We start from the raw sequence: 18,011 nt of genomic DNA, 5'->3' as shown, positions 1-18,011 counted from the left end.
AATCGAAAGGGAGCACGCACGATGGAAACGCAGATCGCCGGGGTACCGTTCCGGCTGATGGATGGCAGCGAAGCGACGCTGGCCGACTATGCCGGCAAAGTCGTACTGGTCGTCAACGTCGCTTCGCAATGCGGGCTCACTCCCCAGTACGAAGGCCTGCAGCGGTTGTTCGATATCCGGCGCGGCGACGGACTGGTAGTGGTGGGCTTCCCCGCGAATGATTTTGGCGCCCAGGAGCCGGGCAACAACGAGACGATTGCCCGTTTCTGCGAGACCAGCTTCGGCGTGGACTTCCCGCTTGCGCAAAAAGTCGCCGTCACCGGCCCCGGGCGGCATCCTCTGTACCGTGAGCTGACGCGGCTGCAGCCTCAGGCGATCGATCCTGCCGGCGGCGCCATGCGGGCCAGGCTCGCAGGCTACGGCCACCAGCCGGCTGATCCCTCGGATGTCCTGTGGAACTTCGAAAAGTTCCTGATCGGGCGTGACGGCCGCGTCACTGCGCGTTTCAGTCCGGACGTCGCGCCGGACCATCCAGTACTGGTGGAATCGATCGAACGTGAGTTACGGAAGACCTGAGGCTGCCGCATCCGGTCTTCTCCGAGAACGCCTCGGCGCGAGTAAGCAATTTCTATTGTTAGGAGCAGGGTATGAAACGAGAAGTGGTCATCGTCAGCGGCGTGCGAACCGCCATCGGCGGCTTCGGCGGAAGCCTGAAGGATTTTCCGCCAACCGAGCTGGCGGCACGCGTGACCCGCGAAGCGCTGCTGCGTGCACGCGTCAGCGGTTCGGAAGTCGGCCATGTGGTGTTCGGCAGCGTGATCCACACCGAGCCGAAAGACATGTACCTGGCGCGGGTGGCGGCCGTTAACGCTGGAATCGGTCATGAAACGCCTGCCTTGAGCGTCAACCGGCTGTGCGGTTCAGGCCTGCAGGCCGTCATCAGCGCGGCGCAGGCGGTGCTGCTGGGAGACGCGGATGTCGCCGTTGCCGGTGGCGCCGAGAGCATGAGCAGGGCGCCGCATTCCACGGGCGCCGTACGCTGGGGCAACCGCATGGGCGAGGTCACGTTCACCGACATGATGACCGGCGCCCTGACTGATCCATTCCACGCCGTTCATATGGGGATCACGGCCGAGAACGTGGCTGAACGTTACATGGTTTCGCGCGAGGAGCAGGACTCCCTGGCCCTGGAATCGCACCGCCGCGCCGCCAATGCGACCGCATCCGGATACTTTGCAGAGCAGATTCTCCCCATTGCCGTCAAGACCCGCAAGGGCGAAGTAAGCTTCCTGAATGACGAACATGTGCGCAGCGATACGACGATCGAAAGCCTGGGGGCGATGCGTTCTGCCTTCAAGAAGGAGGGCAGTGTCACCGCTGGCAATGCGTCCGGACTGAACGACGGCGCCGCCGCACTCGTGCTGATGGAGCGTAGCGTCGCCGAGCAGCGCGGCGTCAAGCCGCTGGCGCGCCTGGTGGCGTATGCACATGCGGGCGTCGATCCGGAATATATGGGCATTGGGCCGGTTCCTGCCAGCCGCAAGGCGCTCGAGCGCGCAGGCTTGAGCATAGCCGACATCGATGTGATCGAAGCGAACGAGGCGTTTGCGGCGCAGGCCTGTGCCGTAGCCAGGGAGCTCGGGCTGGACCCGGCCAGGGTCAATCCAAACGGCTCGGGCATCGGCCTGGGGCACCCGATCGGCGCGACCGGAGCGATCATCACGGTGAAGGCATTGTATGAGTTGCAGCGTACTGGCGGCCGTTATGCCCTGGTCACGATGTGCATCGGCGGTGGGCAAGGTATCGCTGCAATTTTCGAACGTTTGTAGCCTGGAAAATCTCCTATAAGGTGCTTCACCATGACCAAGTTGTTCGATGCTGGGCTGGACGTACTGATTCCGGCGACCGCCCTGACCAAAGGCGTGTACGTCGCGTCGTTCGAAAACCTGCGCATGACCGACGTCGAGTCGGTCGGCGGCAAGAACGCCTCGCTCGGCGAGATGATCTCGCAGCTGGCGAATGCCGGCGTGCGCGTGCCGGGCGGCTTCGCCACCACGGCCGATGCCTTCCGCGATTTCCTCGAGCATAGCGACGGCGGCCCATCCTTGGCCCAGCGCATCGCCACCCGCCTCGAAGGCCTCGACATCGACGACGTCCGTGCGCTGGCAAGCGCCGGCGCCGAGATCCGCCAGTGGATCGTCGACACCCCGTTCCAGCCGCGCCTGGAACAGGAAATCCGCGAGTTCTACGAACGCCTGGTCGCCGACTCCGACACCGAAGTCTCCTTCGCCGTGCGTTCCTCCGCCACCGCCGAAGACCTGCCGGACGCGTCCTTCGCCGGCCAGCAGGAGACCTTCCTGAACGTGGTCGGCATCGACAACGTGCTCGAAGCGATGAAGCACGTCTTCGCCTCGCTCTACAACGACCGCGCGATCTCCTACCGCGTTCATAAAGGCTTCACCCACGCCGAAGTGGCGCTGTCGGCCGGTGTGCAGCGCATGGTGCGTTCCGACACCGGCGCGGCCGGCGTGATGTTCACCATCGATACCGAGTCCGGCTTCAAGGACGTGGTCTTCGTCACCTCGAGCTACGGCCTGGGCGAGACCGTGGTGCAGGGTGCGGTCAATCCGGACGAGTTCTACGTGCACAAGCCGATGCTGGCGCAGGGCAAGCTGCCGGTCATCCGCCGCAACATCGGCTCCAAGCTGATCAAGATGGAGTTCACCAACGAAGCCAAGGCCGGCCGTTCGGTGCGCACCGTCGACGTTCCGATCGAGATGCGCAACCGTTACTCCCTGACCGATGCCGAAGTGGTCGAGCTGGCCAAGTACGCCGTCATCATCGAGAACCACTACGGCCGTCCGATGGACATCGAGTGGGGCAAGGACGGCCGCGACGGCAAGCTCTACATCCTGCAGGCGCGTCCGGAAACCGTGAAGTCGCAGCAGAAGGCCACCGATGCCCAGCAGCGCTTCAGTCTGAAGGGCACGGGCACGGTATTGACCTCCGGCCGCGCGATCGGCCAGAAGATCGGCGCCGGTCCGGTGCGCGTGATCCACGACCCGAGCGAGATGGAACGCGTGCAGCCGGGCGACGTGCTGGTGGCCGACATGACCGACCCGAACTGGGAGCCGGTCATGAAGCGCGCCTCCGCCATCGTCACCAACCGCGGGGGCCGCACCTGCCACGCGGCGATCATCGCCCGTGAGCTGGGCGTGCCGGCGGTGGTCGGCTGCGGCGACGCCACCGACGCGCTGAAGGACGGCACGTTTGTCACCGTCTCGTGCGCCGAAGGCGACGAAGGCAAGATCTACGACGGCCTGCTGGAAACCGAGATCACCGAAGTCTCGCGCGGCGAGCTGCCGCCGATCCCGACCAAGATCATGCTCAACGTCGGCAACCCGCAGCTGGCCTTCGACTTCCAGTCGGTGCCGAACAACGGCGTCGGTCTCGCGCGCCTCGAGTTCATCATCAACAACAACATCGGCGTGCACCCGAAGGCCATCCTCGAGTACCCGAACATCGACGTCGACCTCAAAAAAGCGGTTGAGTCGGTGGGCTGCGGCCATGCCTCGCCGCGCGCCTTCTATGTCGACAAGCTGGCCGAGGGTGTGGCGACCATTGCCGCGGCCTTCTGGCCCAAGCCGGTGATCGTGCGCCTGTCCGACTTCAAGTCGAACGAGTACAAGAAGCTGATCGGCGGTTCGCGCTACGAGCCGGACGAGGAAAACCCGATGCTGGGCTTCCGCGGCGCCGCGCGCTACCTGGCCGAGGACTTCGCCGAGTCCTTCGAGATGGAATGCATGGCCATGAAGCGCGTGCGCGAGGACATGGGCCTGACCAACGTCGAGCTGATGATTCCTTTCGTGCGCACCCTGGGCCAGGCCGAGAAGGTCATCGAGCTGCTGGCGAAGTACGGCCTGAAGCGCGGCGAAGGTGGAGGCGCAGGCGGCCTGCGCGTCATCATGATGTGCGAAGTGCCGTCCAACGCCATCCTGGCCGAGCAGTTCCTGCAGTATTTCGACGGCTTCTCGATCGGTTCGAACGACCTGACCCAGCTGACGCTGGGCCTGGACCGCGACTCCGGCATGGAGTTGCTGGCCAAGGACTTCGATGAGCGCGACCCGGCGGTGAAGGCCATGCTGTCGCTGGCAATCAAGGCCTGCCGCGCGCAGGGCAAGTACATCGGCATCTGCGGCCAGGGTCCGTCGGACCATCCCGACTTCGCGCAGTGGCTGGTCGATGAGGGTATCGAGTCGATGTCGCTCAATCCGGACTCGGTGATCGAGACGTGGCAGAGGCTGGCAGGGCACCAGGCGACATGATGAGATCAGGTTTCCCCGACGATTGCACGGCCGGGTCGATCCAAATTCAGGTCTAAAATGATATTCCGGAAGTGCAGCGGCTGGGCATCCAGCCTGGCCGGCCGATCACGATCGCGTCGCGCCGCGGGGAGGTGGTGCTCTACGCCCGCGCTGACGACAGTTCGCCGGTGGGCGCGGTCTTCGTACCGTTCTGCTACTACGAGGCGGCGATCAACCGCCTGACGAACGCAGCGCTCGATCCGTTCGGCAAAATCCCGGAATTCAAGTATTGCGCCATCAAGATCAGTCCCGGCGGAGTCATGGCCCGGCAAGGCAGTTACGGTGGCGGCCAGATCCTCGCCGGATACGCGAAAGCGGCAAAATGATTCGCCACGATCTGCCCAATGGTTATCCGCTATCGTCCTGCGCAAGCAGCAGCTTGTCCTGCCTTGTCATTAACATCCCAGGATGGGGTTCCTGTGTCAGAACTGGACAAAATCGCAATGGCTGCAGCGAGGTCTGGCGCATGGATGGATTGATGTAGTGCCAGCGTCAAGCAAGTGCGGGCGCCGGCAGCCACGGGTCGCTGTCCGGACGCGGGAACTGGGCGGCCATGAAGTCGACGAAGCTGCGCACCTTGGCTGACAGCAGGCGCCGGCTCGGGTAGACCATCATCACCGAAAGCTGGCCCACGTGGTGGCCCTGCAGCAGCTGCACCAGGCGGCCGCTCTCGAAGTCATCCTCGAGCGTAAACGAGGAGCGCAGCATGATGCCCATCCCGGCCAGCGCCCCCTGGCGCAGGATGTCCCCGCTGTTGGACACCATCCGGCTCGTGATGGGGACATGCACCACCTCGTCGTTCCACGCCACCGGCCAGGTGTGGCGCAGCTGCTCGAAGGCGAAGCAGGCAGTCGTGCTGCGCGATGTCTGATGGCTTGCCCGGGGCGCCACGGCGCGCCAGGTAGTCCGGCGCGGCGCTCAGCACCACGTTCGAGGTCGCGAGCTGGCGCACAATCATGCTGGCGTCCAGCTTTTGCAGGCCGATGAAGATGCCTACATCGAAACCCTGTTCGACCAGGTCGACATCGTGGTCGGCCAGCGTGACGTCGAGCACCACGTCCGGGGTGGCCTGTGCAAAGCGCGGCAGCAGCCGGGCGAGTTGCGCCTTACCGAAGGCAGGATGGCAGTAGATGCGCAGGGTGCCGCTCGGCTGTTGCGAGCTGGACGAGGCGGCGGCGTCGGCGTCGTCGATGTCGAGCAAAATCTGGCGCACCCGGTCGAGGTACTGCTGGCCGGTCTCGGTCAGCGACAGGCGGCGTGTCGTGCGGTTCAGCAGGCGGGTGCCGAGGTGGGTCTCAAGGTCGGCGACATTACGCGTGACGACAGCGGCCGACATCCCCAGCGCGGCGGCCGCTCCCGCAAAGCTGCCGTGGTCCACTACCTTCACAAACACGCGCATCGAGACCAGCCTGTCCATCCCTGCTCCTGATTATTCCAATATACGCAATTATACATTGCCCGAAAAGCTCTTTATTGCGGGCGCTGCAATGTCTAGACTGTTTGCATTCCCGAGCGACAAAGCTGTCCAACACGCTTCGCCTGCCCGGTCTTTCATCTTGAGGAGAAAGTCATGAACGCCAAGAGTTTCATTGCCGCTGCTGCTTTGTTCGTTTCCGCTGCTACCGCCTTCGCTGCCGACAATGCAGACGCGGACGCAAAGACTAATACCGCCATCACCGGCGCAAGCGCAGCTGCATCCGCCAGCGCATCGAAGCTCAACCTGCCGGCGGTTAGCGCTCCTTCCCGCATTTCGCGGGACGAGGTGCGCGCCGAAGCAGTCGAGGCCGTGAAGAAATACAAGCCGACGCTGGCGGGCCAGCTGGATCAATACAAGAATTGAAGCACGTGAGGTTCGGCCGCCAGGCCTGCCGGGATCGGTATTAATAAATCAAGGGCTTTCGATGCGTCGTCACTCCTTTTTTGTTTGCACCGAGGCCGTTGGCTGTCTCCATGAGGGGCAGGACATCGAGCAGTTCGAGCGGCACCAGCGCCACCACACGGCCGCCACTCCCGCCACCGGTCATACGCACGCCCCGACGGGTGGCGGAGAGTCAGTATGATGATCTCGAAGTTGTCTTGCATTGTGAGGGACTTGCGCGGTAGCCGAGCATGACTCGTGACATGGTATTTTCGTGGTACTGATGTGCTTGCCCGAGCGTTAAGGTCTTTATTAACAACGGATTAGCTCAGCAATTGATCATTGAGTGGGAGTGATCCGCAGATCGGCAATGACTGGCAGGCACAGGCATTAAAGATGACCCAAACCCCCGAATCCGGGGGCTTTTTATTGTCGAGGTCGAACGAAGCTGGTAATTGTGGATGATGGTGCCGGAGGGAACGATGCCAATGTAAGACCCGGGTCGAACGCAAGGCATGGATCGTTCGGGGCGCTTGCCAGGCACTGGCCATCGCTGGTGCCTGTCATGGTGCCGGGGCGGCGTGAAACTGGTCGCGCTTCGGCTGTTCGGCGAGGTCCGCATGCAGGATGCGGCGCAATTCCAGGATGGCCGCGGCTGTCTCCTGCACGCTGTGCCCCGAGACGATGACCTTCTCCGAGATGGCGCCTGGCAGATGCGCGCTGCGGTAGGGAACCAGCCCGTCGTCGGTATCGGCCAGTGCCCCGTCGGCAGTGGCACGGGCAATGATGGAGTGATAACGGACCTGCGGCGAGATCGGCAATTCCGCCGCGGCCCGCACGAAACGGTCGTCGTCCCTGAGATTGTCGAGGCTGTTCGGCAGGCGCTTGGTGCCCGCTGCAGCGCTTCCGGCGGCGTCGCCAGGAATGAGGTCGGCCAGTCCTTCCAGGACCGTCAACGGCAGGCGGATGATGTCTGCCAGCAGCAAGCCGAGCCGCCTGCGCGCGATGGGCGTACCCCGGTGCGGAGCGGCGAGGAACACGGCGCGCCGCGCCTCGGGCATCGGTGCGAAGTCGATCAGCGGAGCGAGACGCGCCTGGAGCCGCTGTTTCTGGCCGCTGTCGAAAGTGCCTTCCTCGATCAGCCGGCTCAGCGAACCGTCCTTCGCCGAGGACACCATCAGCCGTGCGATCAGCCCGCCCATGCTGTGCCCGATCAGCACCATGTCACGCGAAGCCGGGGCCGCGCTGCCGGGGTCGAAATGGCGGAGCGCGTCGTGGACCGCCCGGCGTATCTGGAAATGGCTGAGCGCGACCGGAAGGTTGGTCGGGTAGTAGACCTGCCAGACCTGGTAATGCCGGCGCAGCGTTTCGTCGCCCATGATCTCGTTGGCCATGTTGACCCAGGCGTCCGGGCTGCTGGCCAGGCCGTGGATCATGACGATGACGCGGCGCCCGGGGTCATAGGGCTGCATGAGATACAGGTGTGGCCGGTCGATGCCGAGCTTGCGTCCCAACAAGGCCTGTATCGATTGCCTGGCGAAGCCCGAGCGTGCCAGCCACAGGCCGTAGCCGGCCGTGAAGTGTCCTGCGAGCGGCACCTGCTCGTCATTCAGCGTGATCTGGTCGTGCTCGTAGGGATCGTAGGCGGTGATCGTCAATGCGTGGGTGGACAACACCTCGGCAATCGTCCTGCCCTGGAAGTGGGCCAGCGCGGTCAGCGCCCGATACGGCATGGCGCTCCAGGCCGCACTGCGCTGCGGCCCCGGCCGGCCCGGCGCGCCGGCGCGCGCCGCCGGGCCACGCAAGGACGCGTCGGCATCCGCGTCGATGACCGCGACCAGTTCGGCCCCGAACCCGTCGCGCCGGTACTGGCTACGCAGGCCGGAGAACGCCAGCGCGGAGGCGGGAACCAGCTCCTGCGGCCGCTCCAGTCCCGGTTCCATCCTGACACGGGAAAGGTCGGTCCGGATCGCCCACGTTCCAGCACGGATGAGCGCGCCGCCGCCGTCCGCCGGGGCGCGGCCGTGCTGCCGTGCGAACAGGATGACGGCGGCTTCCTGCACCGCCAGGTTGTAATAGTCGCGCACCTGCGTCTGCCGGTCCTCGAAAGCGCGCTGGCCAGGCTTGCGTCCAGTAAAGAACAGATAGGCATAGGCATGGCGTGCAGCTTCCAGCCAGGCGCCGAGCCGGGGTTCCGCAGCGCCGTCCTGCGTGCCGGTGGGCAGCGACAAGGCTTGCTGCACCCATAGTTCCGACAGCGCGGACAGGCGCCGCTCGTCTTCGATGGCTGCCGCGCGTGCCAGCGCAGCGATGCATTCGAGGGAAGGCTTGTCGGGCCTCGGACAGGCGCCGTCGAGCGCTGCGACCCTGATCGTTTCCAGCGTGGCCTGGCCGGGTCGGCCGCTGGTCAGGATGTCGCCGCGCTTGCGGGCGATGTACTCGCCCGGCTGGACCGGGCGCACCGCGACCCGGTCCTCGAACTGCTGCAGCACAGAGCAGCCGGCGAGCAGCGGCGCGACCAGCAGCAGGTGCAGCAGCCGACCGCCGATCGAGCGCGGGTTCATGTTCCTCCCCAGCCGGCACGCCGGGCAGGCCGGTCCGGACGCAGGCAAGCTCCGGGGTGCCGGCTCACTGTCCGGCTTTCCCGGCGGCGCCCCGCCATCCGCCGCCCAGTGCGCGGTACAGCCCGACGATGTTGTTGAGCTGGTCCTCGCGCACGCCGATCGCATCCAGCTCGGTCGAATACAGGCTGCGCTGGGCGTCCAGCTGCTCGAGGTAGGAGGCATAGCCGCTGCGATAGCGGTCGGTGGCGCGCGCGGTGGTGCGCAACAGGATCTCGCGCCGCTCGAGCGCACGGTCGAATTGTTCGGCCAGCCGCTGCGCTCCGCTCAGGGCGGTCTCCACGTCCTGAAACGCCGCCAGCACGACAGCGCGGTAGGCGTACGCCGCCTGGTCGCGCTGCGCGATCGCGACGTCCATCTGGGCGTTCAGGCGCCCGCCGTTGAAGATCGGTGCCAGGATGCTGCCGCCCAGGCTCCACACCGTGACCGGGTCGTAGTCGAGCGCATTGGTGAACAGCTGGCCCAGGCTGGCGGAGAGCGCGACCTGGGGCAGGAATGCCTGGCGCGCCGCGCCCAGGCCGGCGTCCGCCGCGGCCAGCGTCAGTTCCACGCTCCGGATGTCCGGCCGGTGGCGCAGCAGGTCGGAAGGGAGGGATGCCGGCACCGCGGGCAGCTGCAGGGTGCGCAGGCTGGCGCCCCGTTCCACCGGGCCCGGGAGGTCGCCGGTGAGCCGCCGCAGGGCGTTTTCCTGTGCTGCGATTGCCTGGCGCAGCTGCGGAATCGCCTGTTCCACCGCGGCATATTCGGCCTGCGCTTGCGTCAGCTCGTATTCGGATATGTAGCCGACTTCGGCCTGGTCGGACGCGAGCCGCAGCGCCTCCCTGCGCGACTCCACCGTTTCCAGGGACACGACCAGCCGGGCGTCGAGCGCGAGCAGCCCGATATAGGCTTGCGCCACCTCGGCCGCCACCGACAACGCCGCCGCGTCGCGGTCCGCCTGGCTGGCAACATACTGCAGGCGCGCGGCTTGCGTGAGCCGGCCGAGCCGCCCGAACAGGTCCGCCTGCCAGCTCACCTGGGCCTCGGGTTGCAGCGCCGTGCTGGTGGCGGCGCCGGCGGCGCCGAGGCTGCGTCCGCGCTGCGCGCCGAGGGCGACGTTCAGCGAGGGCAGCATGGCCGAGCGTGCCAGGGCGATGTTGGCCTGCGCCTCCTGCACGCGGGCGGCGGCACCGAGCACGTCGGTGTTGCGCGCCAGCGCCTGTTCGACGAGCCGTTCCAGCACCGGATCGCCGAAGGCGCGCCACCACGTCGGCGCTACGGTGGCGTTGCCGGTCGCACCGGCGCGCCACGCCGCGGGCGCGGCAACTGCCGCAGCCTCGGGCCGCTGGCGCTCGGCCGGCACGCAGCCGGACAGCAGCGCCGCGAGGAGAACAGCGGGTGCCAGGACGGAGGGCGGCAGCGGGCGCGTCCTCATGGGCGCTCTCCGGCGCCGGCGCTGGCCGTGTCGATGCGCGTGACCACCGACATGCCGGGTCGCAGCCTGGCCGCCAGTGGCTGGTCGGGATCGATGGTGATCCGCACCGGCAGGCGCTGGACCACCTTGGTGAAGTTGCCGCTCGCGTTGTCGGGACGGAGCACGCTGAATTCGGAGCCAGTGGCCGGCGCGAACCCCTCGACGCGCCCCGTCAGCCGCGTCTCGCCGAGTGCGTCGACCGTGAAGCGTGCGACCTGCCCCGGGCGGATGTCGCGCACCTGGGTTTCCTTGTAGTTCGCCACGACCCACAGGACGTCGGGCACCAGGAACATGAGCTGGGACCCGGCAGTGACGTACTGGCCCAGCCTGACGCTGGCCTCACCCAGCTGGCCGTCGCGCGGGGCGCGGATGACGGTGTTTTCGAGGTTGATCTGCGCCAGCCTGACCTGCGCCTCGGCCGATCCGATCTGGGCCTCGAGGCCTTCGCGCGAGACGCTGGTGGCTTTGGCGGACTCCTGGGCGATGCGGACCGCGGCGCGCGCCTTGACCACGTTCGCGACCGCCGCGCGCGCCGCCGCCCGGACCTGGTCGCGCTCGCGCAGCGACACCGAACCCCGCTGGGCCAGTTCGTCGACGCGCGCCTCGTCGGCCTGCGCGCGGTCCCGTTCGGCCTCGGCGGCCGACAGGTCGGCGCGGCGCGCTTCGATCTCGGCCTGGTTCTGTTCGGCGGTCTGGGTCAGGTTCGACAGGTTGGCCTGGGCGGCGGCGAGCTGTCCGCTGGCCTGGTCGAGCTGCTGGCGGTAGATCCGGTCGTCGATCTGCACCAGCACGTCGCCCGCCTTCACGCGCTGGTAGTCGCGCACCAGCACTCTCGCCACGTAGCCGTTGACCTGCGGCGCCAGCACGGTCATCTGGCCGCGCACATAGCTGTTCTCGGTGGTCACCACCGTGCTGCGGAACGGGCCGAGCTGCCAGGCCCACAGGATCAGGGCCACCCCGACCACGGCGACCAGCGCCATGGCGACGATGACCGGCCTGCTGGCCCGGTCGATCTTGGGCGGCTCGGCCGGCGGGGGCGGCAGCGGGCGGCCGTCCGAATCGACGAGGTCCTGGCGCTGCGGGGTGTCGGTCTTGGGGGCGGGGTTCGGATTAGTGGTGTCGGTCATGATGCGTCGGTGGGTTGGTCGGGCCCGGAGGCGGGCGGGGACGAGGCGGGCGGCGCCTTGCGGGCGGCAAGCGCCAGGCGCACGACATGGAACAGGGACCAGCCCAGGAAGACCAGGGCCATGATGCCGTTGAGCAGGAAGATGTCGTTGAAGGCCCGCACGTTGGCCTCGCGGGTGGCAAGCTGCGCGAGCTGGGCCGTGCCCTGCGCCTGGCGCAGTACCGGGTCGCCGACCACGCCGCCATAGACCTGGCCCTGCATCTGCAGGCGCTGGGCAACGAGCGGCTGGGTGGGGTCGACGCCGGCGTTGATGGCGGCCGAATACTCGTGTTCGCGGAACTGCTGGACGGTGCCGAGGATCGCCGGGCCTGCCAGCCCGCCGATGCTCTGGCTGATCGAAAACAGGACGACGAAGCTGATGATGTACTGCGTTCCCTGCTTCAGGGCCGGCATGATGCCGGCCAGCAGGAGCGGCCCCATGAACATGGCCGCGGCCGCCGAGAGCAGGAACTGGCTCAGGAACATGTCGTGCGGGCGCGTGAGGTTGGTGGCGTTCCAGTCCATCAGGCTGCCGGCCGCGATCAGCACCACCGACAGCAGGATCTGGGGGATGACGGTCTTCTGGTTGAAGGTCAGGGCGCTGGCGGCGATGCCGGCCACGAGTCCGGCCATCATCACCGCGTACAGCGGGACCAGCTGGTCGGTGCCCATGCCCAGGGTGCGCAGGAAGCCGGTGGCGCCGTAGGTCTGCTCGGACAGCAGGAAGCGCATGCCCATGGCGCCGATCACGAAACGGATGGTGGACAGGGTCCCCATCCAGCGGATCTGCAGCAGCGGGTTGGGGCGGTGCCATTCGACCAGCACGGCCAGCAGCGACAGCAGCAGGGCAGCGATCAGCGCCCAGGCGATCCAGGGCTGGGCCGACCACCACTGCACCCGCCCCTGCGCCAGCACGGCAACGACCAGCGCCAGGGCCGGGGCAAGCAGGGCAAAGGTCAGGAAATCGAGCGCCTCGAAGGTTTTGATGCGCTGCCCGTGAGGCAGCTTCAGCACCACGACCGCCGCCAGGCAGCACAGCGCGAGCCCGGCTTCGAACAGGTACAGCGAGCGCCATTCTCCCAGGTCGATCAGCGTCGGGGACAGTAGCCAGGCCAGCGGGGTCGCCAGTTGCGAGATGCCGAGCGCGATCACGAGTCCCTGGCCCATGCGCGCCTTGGGAAAGGCCTGCAGCACATACATCGTGCTGAGTGCGGTGATCGTGCCGGCGGCGAAACCGCTGGCGGCGCGCACGAACAGGGCGGAGGCGAAGCCATGGACGAACAGGTGCAGGATGCAGACGGCCGCGTAGAGCGAGAGGCCAATTTCAGCGAACAGGCGCAATCCGTACTGCTGCCGGAACTTGAACAGGACCAGGTTCGATGAAACGTTCACCATCAGGTAGGCGGCGACCAGCCAGGTGCCCTCGACTGGCGTCAGGCCGAGCGCACCCTGGATACCGGGCAGGTTGGCGCTCACCAGCGCGTTGCCCAGGCCGCCGGTGATGCCGAGCAGGACCCCGACCAGGATGTAGGCGGCACGCACCGGTGCGCTGTGCTTGAGCGCCGCGGCCGAGCCCGGCAGCATGGGACGCTCTTCCGGCGTCCAGTTCGGTATGGCGTAAGGCGAGGCGCTAATGATGATGTCCCCTTTGCCTGAAGGCGTCCCTTGCCCACAGCCTGATTGTGCACTGCCCGATATCCGGCGCCAAAAAGTAGTATTTCATGCTTACATTTATCGATGAAATGCCTGGGCGGAGCCTGCTGTGGTAAGTTCGTATGCAATCCTGCCCGTCACTGCCGCCCCCAGGGGCAGCGTGCGGCAGGCCACCAGTTTCGGCACCAAGACATGATAAGTGATACTCAAAGTTCCACTAAGGCTGACTTTAGCACGCCGACGAATGTGCGGTCGCACAATAACGCGACAGCCGCGCCCGAGGCCGAACAAGGGACGCTGCGCCGACGTGCCGACGCCGTGCAGAACCGGACCAAGCTGCTCGACGCGGCTGAAGCGGTGTTCCTGGAAGCCGGCGTCAAGGTTTCGCTCGACGTGGTCGCGGAGCGCGCCGGCGTGGGCCGGGCCACGCTGTTCCGGAATTTCCCCGACCGCGGCGCATTGATCGTCGGCCTGCTCGACCGCGCCATCGACGAGCTCGAGAGCGAGGCCGCTTCGGTCGCCCAGGATGCGCTTGCGCTGGGGGGCTTGCTGCACTTTGTCGCCGAGCGCATCGTCGTGCGCGCGCCGCTGACCGAAATCTGGATGACGCTCGACCACGACAACCCGGCACTGCTTTCCGCGCTCGAGCGCGTCGCGGCGGTATTCGAGAAACCGGTCGCGTGGGCGGTTGCAGGCGGCGCCTGCCGCGCCGACCTCGTGGTATCGGACGTCATCCTGCTGGTCTCCATGCTCAGCGGCGCCCTGTACGCCCGCGCACCCGATACGCGCCGCAGGATGGTCGAACGCGGCTGGCAGCTGGTATGCGAGGCGGCGCAACTGCGCGGAGCCCCGGCATCGCTCGGCGCTGCGACCTGCGAACCCGGCTAGCGCCCGGCGCGAAGCAGCCTGCCACGTCATGCCTGGCCTGCCTTTCCGGGCAGGCTTCCGGATGTCCTGGCTCACCGCGGCCGCGGTACAGGCCATGAATGGCGCGTCGCCTTGGAACAATTGAGCTGCGCGGCCCCATGATATTGGAGCCATCCGAAAAAAACCATGTGACAGGCGCGCTTGCGATTGAAGGCCCGCCAGAGGGTGTGAATTTTTCAACGTGGCGCACGGAGGTCGAGAGCCTGTTCAAGCACGTGCGCGCCATCATGTCCTTCGCGCGAGGAGCCCAGTTACATGTGCCTATTATCGAAACTGTCTGGGACGGCCGGGTCGAGGTAATAGTGCGATATCGGAGCGACGACGATAGCCATCCCATGGGCAGCTTCAAGCCTTTCACCTACGAGCGGATTTTCCGTCATGCGGTGGAGTCGCACTTCTTCGAAAAGCCTCGCGCTAAGAAAATCAACATCGCCATCGAGCAACCTTTAGCGTGTCGTCGTGTCTCACCAAGCACAGAAGTTTAGTGCCACCGGACGGTAGGCTGAAAAAGGAGATCCCTGTGCAAACCATTGATTCAACTGATGCGATACGGCCTGCAAAGCCGTCTAGACGGGTTCGACTCCCGTCCTCGCCTCCAGATCCTCATAGTACGGGCCCCATCGGGGCCCGTTTGCATTGGGTTCAACACCGTTCATTTTGAGCGGGACACCGCACTTGATAACGGCCAAATGGCCGTCGCCTGGCCGTTTATTTTGGCGCTGTACTCGTTATCTGTTGATGACCCCGAATGCAATACGCAGCAATTGCTCGACAGAAGCGACCCGCCCGCCATCGAGCGCCCGATGCCAGCCCAGGTAGTTAGGCAGACGGCGCGACGCCACGCCATGGAAACGCACCAGCCATTCCTTGAAACGGCGATGGTAGGCGTTCACATTTTGAATATGGATGGCGCCCTCGACACCGGTGCGGACCCGTTCGCCGGCGCTGACATTGACGGCCTGGTGCGCGATGCCATGGGCACGGGCGAAGGCGGGATAGGCGGCGTTGGCGTCCGTGACCAGCAACGCTTGCCGATCGAGTTTCGGCAGCAGGTGTTTCACCAGCTGGGCCACTTTCAGGGCGCCGCGTCCGGTGACGGCGTCGATGGTCTGGCCGCTGCGGTCGCGCGCCACCAGGATGCAGTCGAGATGATGCGAGATGCCAGGCAGCGCAGCCCTGCCGCCGCGCTTGCGGGGCGGGCGATCGAGCTTGCGTGACCCCTTCTGCGATTCGAGCAGGAACATTTCGTCAGCCTCGACGATGCCGGAAAGACGGGTTGGCCGGTCGTCCTTGACCCGGTCGAGAAAGCGATGACGCCAGCGAAACGCGGTATTACGGTGCACGCCGATACGCTTGGCCGCAGGGCGGACTGTGCGCGAATCGAGCACCGTTTCCAGATACTCGAGCCACTTGCCCTTGTGCCTGAGCCGCGCCAGCGGCGTGCCGGTCAGGTCGTTGAAAGTGCGCCCGCATGCGCAGCAGCGATAGCGTTGCAGGTTGTTGGCCTGGCCATGGCGGTGGCATCGCTCGCAGGCGCAATCCGGACAACGCCGCCCCTCTGACCGGATCTCGCCGATGAGGGCAATCACCCGGTCAAGCCCGGCTGCCGGATGCAGGGCGGCGAGTACCTGCTGGCGCTGCGGCTGATTCAGTTGCGGTAGCTGGGCGAACAGCTTCGCAAACTTCGGTGCTTTCATGGCGCGCTCCCGATCGATGGGGACTGGGATTGGACCGCGGGTCAGCTCAGCAGTTCAATGCTCATCCACATCTAACGGTTACAGCGCCTTTATTTTCGCTGTCGGATCCTATTGTTCAGGCATCATGGCGAACATCATCAAGCGACCCTACGGATATCAACTTTGCGTTGCGCGCAAGCTTCTTCCAAAGCGACTCTGGATAACCTTCGATGACGACGAGGCTGCCGAGCAGTATGGACGGTAGGTCGAAATCCTGCTGGCCCATCGTCCCCGCGTCCTCGCTGGAGAAGAAAAGCTCGAAGGGCGAGGTTTGGACGGCGCATCGCTGCGTGGCTGAGTACGGCCGCCACAACCCGGCCCGACTGTCTGACCAGAGGCTGCTCGACACGCTGCCAACCAGCGTCGCCACGGTCTCGACCAGCATGCTGAACTATGAGTGGGCCGAGGCATGGGTGCGGCAGATGAAGCGTGACCAGCACCAGGCGCCGTCGACCAACAGGCACAGGCACGGCGCGCTTGCCAGGTGCGTCGCCCCGGCTTTCGTGGAGACTGGTTTGTATGCTAGGAGTGCCGATTTTGTCTCGGCAGGTTCAATGCCTCGTTGATCAACCGGCGGACCACTAGCAAAGTGTGCACTCTCAACGTGTATTTTCTGGGTGGGGACTGTTGGCGCCACGGGTGTCGTAAGATCAGTGAACAACATCCACCGAGGGTAGTCACATGCGAGCCTTAATCCTGCTGGTCGAAGAAGACCGCCTCACTCGCGCGTCGATCTGCGACATGCTCAAATCGTTGGACTACCGGGTGCTCGGCGTTAGCACTTTCGCGCGCGCCCTGAGGCTTATGCTAACGAATGGGATTGGGTTCGACGCCCTTATCCTCTCGGTGAAGGGCGGCTGGGACGGTGATCCTGCCTATGCTGCTGAGGCAAAGGCGGCCCAGCCAGAGATCAAGGTAATCATCGCGTCCTCTCTTGCCGATCGGGGGCAAAATGCCTCCCTCGTGGATGCCTATGTGCCAAAGCCATTTATACTGGAATCTGTAGGTGAAGCACTTATCAAAGTCCTTCGGCATACTTGTCGGCAAGGATGAAACTGTAGAATGAGCGTCGCGATGATGCGCACCGTCAAATGCTTGTCGATATCGGCATTGTCCAAGGGCGCACGTATGGGACCGATCACGCTCGAGCATTTCAAGATGAGATGCTCATCCCCGAAGGGTAATATCGCGAGTGCTGGCGGAATCGATTGTACGTACCATGTTGGGCCGTGCCAGCTTTCGTGGAGCCGGATTAGTATGGCAAGCCTTATGTCTTGACCACCAACGCGCGCTTCACCACCACTTCCCGAAGAATGCGCGAATGCTCCCTGGCCTGCATGGCTTTCGTTTGGTATTCAGCCGCGCGCTCCATCTGCCCTGTCTGGCGCTCTCTTTCGCTCAGCTTGCTGAATAGCCGCTCCTGCTCATGGAGAGCGCGCACCGAACCCCAAATTGCATCTTCCACCGCGTCGCGTTGGAGTGTCTCCAGCACTTTGGCGCTGAAAGCGTGACCTGTGTGGCAGCGGTAGCGTATCGGCGCCTGAGGGCCGACCTCCCATAAGGCACCGGAACACTCCGGGCAGGTGAGCGAGGAGGGTTCGCCAATTTGCTCGAGATCATCCATAGCGCTATCCCTGCTGATGATGCGATTTTCGACACCTATCCACTTCGGAACATCGGGTACGGCCGTGTCATGGCCGCGGATTCCCGGCCGCACGCTCGCCGTGGCCAGCCCGACCAGCGCTGGAGCAATGTCAGCCGTGCGCAGTACCCGGTCGACATCGACGTGTTGCAGGGCGCTGGCAGGCATATCCATGGCTTTGGCTTCGAGCGGATCTTGCACGATCACCGTGCCGCCGCAGGCTTTTACGGCCTGCAAGCCAACTGTCCCATCATCCAGGTAGCCGCTTAGCAAGACACCGATCGTGTCGGCCAGAAATGCTGTCGCTGCCGAGCGAAAAAGCGGATCAATCGCCGGTCGGCAGTGGTTCTCCCTTGGACCATGCAAGAGCCGAACGTAAGATCTGCCGTCTCTGGTCACGACAGTGAGGTGTTCATCGGGCGGCGCGACGAGCACGCGTCCGGGGATGATCGGCTCGTCGTCAGTCGCATGTCGAACCGGCATTGCGCAACAGCGACCGGTGTTTGTCAACGTAGTTGTCGCGTCATCTCAAGCTGCTTGCTGTAGTGCTTCTGGCCGAATCCGTTCCGGATTCAACCAGACTTGATCGTCA

14 protein-coding genes and 2 pseudogenes are annotated in these 18,011 nt (G+C 65.2%); 8 read left to right on the top strand and 8 right to left on the bottom strand.

The features are described 5' to 3' along the window. Positions 1–21: 21 nt before the first annotated feature. The 4 genes and pseudogenes from ABIB42_RS22040 to ABIB42_RS22025 form a co-directional block, all read left to right on the top strand. Positions 22–576 carry a glutathione peroxidase gene (locus tag ABIB42_RS22040; RefSeq protein ID WP_005666987.1) on the top strand — a complete coding sequence of 185 codons (555 nt, stop codon included), beginning with the start codon at positions 22–24 and terminating at the stop codon, positions 574–576. 71 nt (positions 577–647) lie between these two features. Further along, the gene (bktB, locus tag ABIB42_RS22035) at positions 648–1,829 is read left to right on the top strand and encodes a beta-ketothiolase BktB (RefSeq protein WP_005666988.1); all 1,182 of its coding nucleotides are present in this window, start codon (positions 648–650) and stop codon (positions 1,827–1,829) included. Positions 1,830–1,859: 30 nt separating this feature from the next. Beyond that, positions 1,860–4,325 carry a phosphoenolpyruvate synthase gene (gene ppsA / locus ABIB42_RS22030; protein WP_005666989.1) on the top strand — a complete coding sequence of 822 codons (2,466 nt, stop codon included), beginning with the start codon at positions 1,860–1,862 and terminating at the stop codon, positions 4,323–4,325. An 80-nt stretch (positions 4,326–4,405) separates the two neighbouring features. Further along, a pseudogene (locus ABIB42_RS22025) lies at positions 4,406–4,690 on the top strand (molybdopterin dinucleotide binding domain-containing protein); the annotation flags it as partial. Positions 4,691–4,856: 166 nt separating this feature from the next. Here ABIB42_RS22025 and ABIB42_RS22020 read toward each other — a convergent pair. Continuing rightward, a pseudogene (locus ABIB42_RS22020) lies at positions 4,857–5,781 on the bottom strand (LysR family transcriptional regulator). Positions 5,782–5,934: 153 nt separating this feature from the next. Between ABIB42_RS22020 and ABIB42_RS22015 the strand changes: the two are divergent. Further along, positions 5,935–6,204 (top strand): hypothetical protein, encoded by a 270-nt coding sequence (locus ABIB42_RS22015; RefSeq protein ID WP_005666993.1) that lies wholly within the window; start codon positions 5,935–5,937, stop codon positions 6,202–6,204. Positions 6,205–6,785: 581 nt separating this feature from the next. Here ABIB42_RS22015 and ABIB42_RS22010 read toward each other — a convergent pair. The 4 genes from ABIB42_RS22010 to ABIB42_RS21995 form a co-directional block, all read right to left on the bottom strand. Next, entirely contained in the window at positions 6,786–8,786 is a 2,001-nt protein-coding gene (locus ABIB42_RS22010; protein WP_005666996.1) for an alpha/beta fold hydrolase, read from the bottom strand. Between the two features lie 64 nt (positions 8,787–8,850). After that, complete coding sequence (locus tag ABIB42_RS22005; RefSeq protein ID WP_005666998.1) at positions 8,851–10,257, bottom strand: efflux transporter outer membrane subunit; 1,407 nt, start codon at positions 10,255–10,257, stop codon at positions 8,851–8,853. Continuing rightward, the gene (locus ABIB42_RS22000; protein ID WP_005667000.1) at positions 10,254–11,423 is read right to left on the bottom strand and encodes an HlyD family secretion protein; all 1,170 of its coding nucleotides are present in this window, start codon (positions 11,421–11,423) and stop codon (positions 10,254–10,256) included. The genes ABIB42_RS22005 and ABIB42_RS22000 overlap by 4 nt, the downstream gene beginning before the upstream one ends. Further along, positions 11,420–13,045 (bottom strand): MFS transporter, encoded by a 1,626-nt coding sequence (locus ABIB42_RS21995; protein ID WP_005667001.1) that lies wholly within the window; start codon positions 13,043–13,045, stop codon positions 11,420–11,422. Before ABIB42_RS21995 ends, ABIB42_RS22000 begins: the two co-directional genes overlap by 4 nt. A gap of 261 nt (positions 13,046–13,306) precedes the next feature. Between ABIB42_RS21995 and ABIB42_RS21990 the strand changes: the two genes are divergently transcribed. Further along, positions 13,307–14,002: a TetR/AcrR family transcriptional regulator gene (locus ABIB42_RS21990; protein ID WP_184238900.1), complete on the top strand. Its 696-nt coding sequence runs from the start codon at positions 13,307–13,309 to the stop codon at positions 14,000–14,002. Between the two features lie 98 nt (positions 14,003–14,100). Beyond that, a complete protein-coding gene (locus ABIB42_RS21985; protein WP_157225560.1) occupies positions 14,101–14,526 on the top strand; it encodes a hypothetical protein in 426 nt (141 codons plus the stop codon). Positions 14,527–14,769: 243 nt separating this feature from the next. On the opposite strand, the gene ABIB42_RS21980 is transcribed toward ABIB42_RS21985, so the two are convergent. Together ABIB42_RS21980 and ABIB42_RS21975 are read right to left on the bottom strand one after the other, a co-directional pair. Continuing rightward, complete coding sequence (locus tag ABIB42_RS21980; protein ID WP_184238898.1) at positions 14,770–15,738, bottom strand: IS1595 family transposase; 969 nt, start codon at positions 15,736–15,738, stop codon at positions 14,770–14,772. Between the two features lie 115 nt (positions 15,739–15,853). Next, complete coding sequence (locus ABIB42_RS21975) at positions 15,854–16,162, bottom strand: hypothetical protein (protein WP_040776208.1); 309 nt, start codon at positions 16,160–16,162, stop codon at positions 15,854–15,856. Between the two features lie 296 nt (positions 16,163–16,458). On the opposite strand from ABIB42_RS21975, the gene ABIB42_RS21970 reads away from it, so the two are divergent. Beyond that, complete coding sequence (locus ABIB42_RS21970; RefSeq protein ID WP_005667006.1) at positions 16,459–16,830, top strand: hypothetical protein; 372 nt, start codon at positions 16,459–16,461, stop codon at positions 16,828–16,830. A gap of 214 nt (positions 16,831–17,044) precedes the next feature. Here the strand turns inward: ABIB42_RS21970 and ABIB42_RS21965 are convergent, their stop codons facing one another. Continuing rightward, positions 17,045–17,902, bottom strand: a complete 858-nt coding sequence (locus ABIB42_RS21965; protein ID WP_429248998.1) for a chemotaxis protein CheB — start codon at positions 17,900–17,902, stop codon at positions 17,045–17,047. Positions 17,903–18,011 lie beyond the last annotated feature (109 nt).

The sequence above is a fragment of the Massilia sp. UYP32 genome, from assembly GCF_050434365.1.
Taxonomy (GTDB): domain Bacteria; phylum Pseudomonadota; class Gammaproteobacteria; order Burkholderiales; family Burkholderiaceae_D; genus Telluria; species Telluria timonae.
Note: the sequence above shows the minus strand (reverse complement) of the source record. Positions and strands in the feature narration are given on the sequence as shown.

Coding starts and splice junctions, on each gene's coding strand:
- ABIB42_RS21975 (WP_040776208.1), bottom strand. CDS start 16,162: ATGCTGGTCGAGACCGTGGCGACGCTGGTTGGCAGCGTGTCGAGCAGC.
- ABIB42_RS21980 (WP_184238898.1), bottom strand. CDS start 15,738: ATGAAAGCACCGAAGTTTGCGAAGCTGTTCGCCCAGCTACCGCAACTG.
- ppsA (WP_005666989.1), top strand. CDS start 1,860: ATGACCAAGTTGTTCGATGCTGGGCTGGACGTACTGATTCCGGCGACC.
- ABIB42_RS22015 (WP_005666993.1), top strand. CDS start 5,935: ATGAACGCCAAGAGTTTCATTGCCGCTGCTGCTTTGTTCGTTTCCGCT.
- ABIB42_RS21990 (WP_184238900.1), top strand. CDS start 13,307: ATGATAAGTGATACTCAAAGTTCCACTAAGGCTGACTTTAGCACGCCG.
- ABIB42_RS22010 (WP_005666996.1), bottom strand. CDS start 8,786: ATGAACCCGCGCTCGATCGGCGGTCGGCTGCTGCACCTGCTGCTGGTC.
- bktB (WP_005666988.1), top strand. CDS start 648: ATGAAACGAGAAGTGGTCATCGTCAGCGGCGTGCGAACCGCCATCGGC.
- ABIB42_RS21970 (WP_005667006.1), top strand. CDS start 16,459: ATGCGAGCCTTAATCCTGCTGGTCGAAGAAGACCGCCTCACTCGCGCG.
- ABIB42_RS22005 (WP_005666998.1), bottom strand. CDS start 10,257: ATGAGGACGCGCCCGCTGCCGCCCTCCGTCCTGGCACCCGCTGTTCTC.
- ABIB42_RS21965 (WP_429248998.1), bottom strand. CDS start 17,902: ATGCCGGTTCGACATGCGACTGACGACGAGCCGATCATCCCCGGACGC.
- ABIB42_RS21985 (WP_157225560.1), top strand. CDS start 14,101: ATGGCGCGTCGCCTTGGAACAATTGAGCTGCGCGGCCCCATGATATTG.
- ABIB42_RS22040 (WP_005666987.1), top strand. CDS start 22: ATGGAAACGCAGATCGCCGGGGTACCGTTCCGGCTGATGGATGGCAGC.
- ABIB42_RS22000 (WP_005667000.1), bottom strand. CDS start 11,423: ATGACCGACACCACTAATCCGAACCCCGCCCCCAAGACCGACACCCCG.
- ABIB42_RS21995 (WP_005667001.1), bottom strand. CDS start 13,045: ATGCTGCCGGGCTCGGCCGCGGCGCTCAAGCACAGCGCACCGGTGCGT.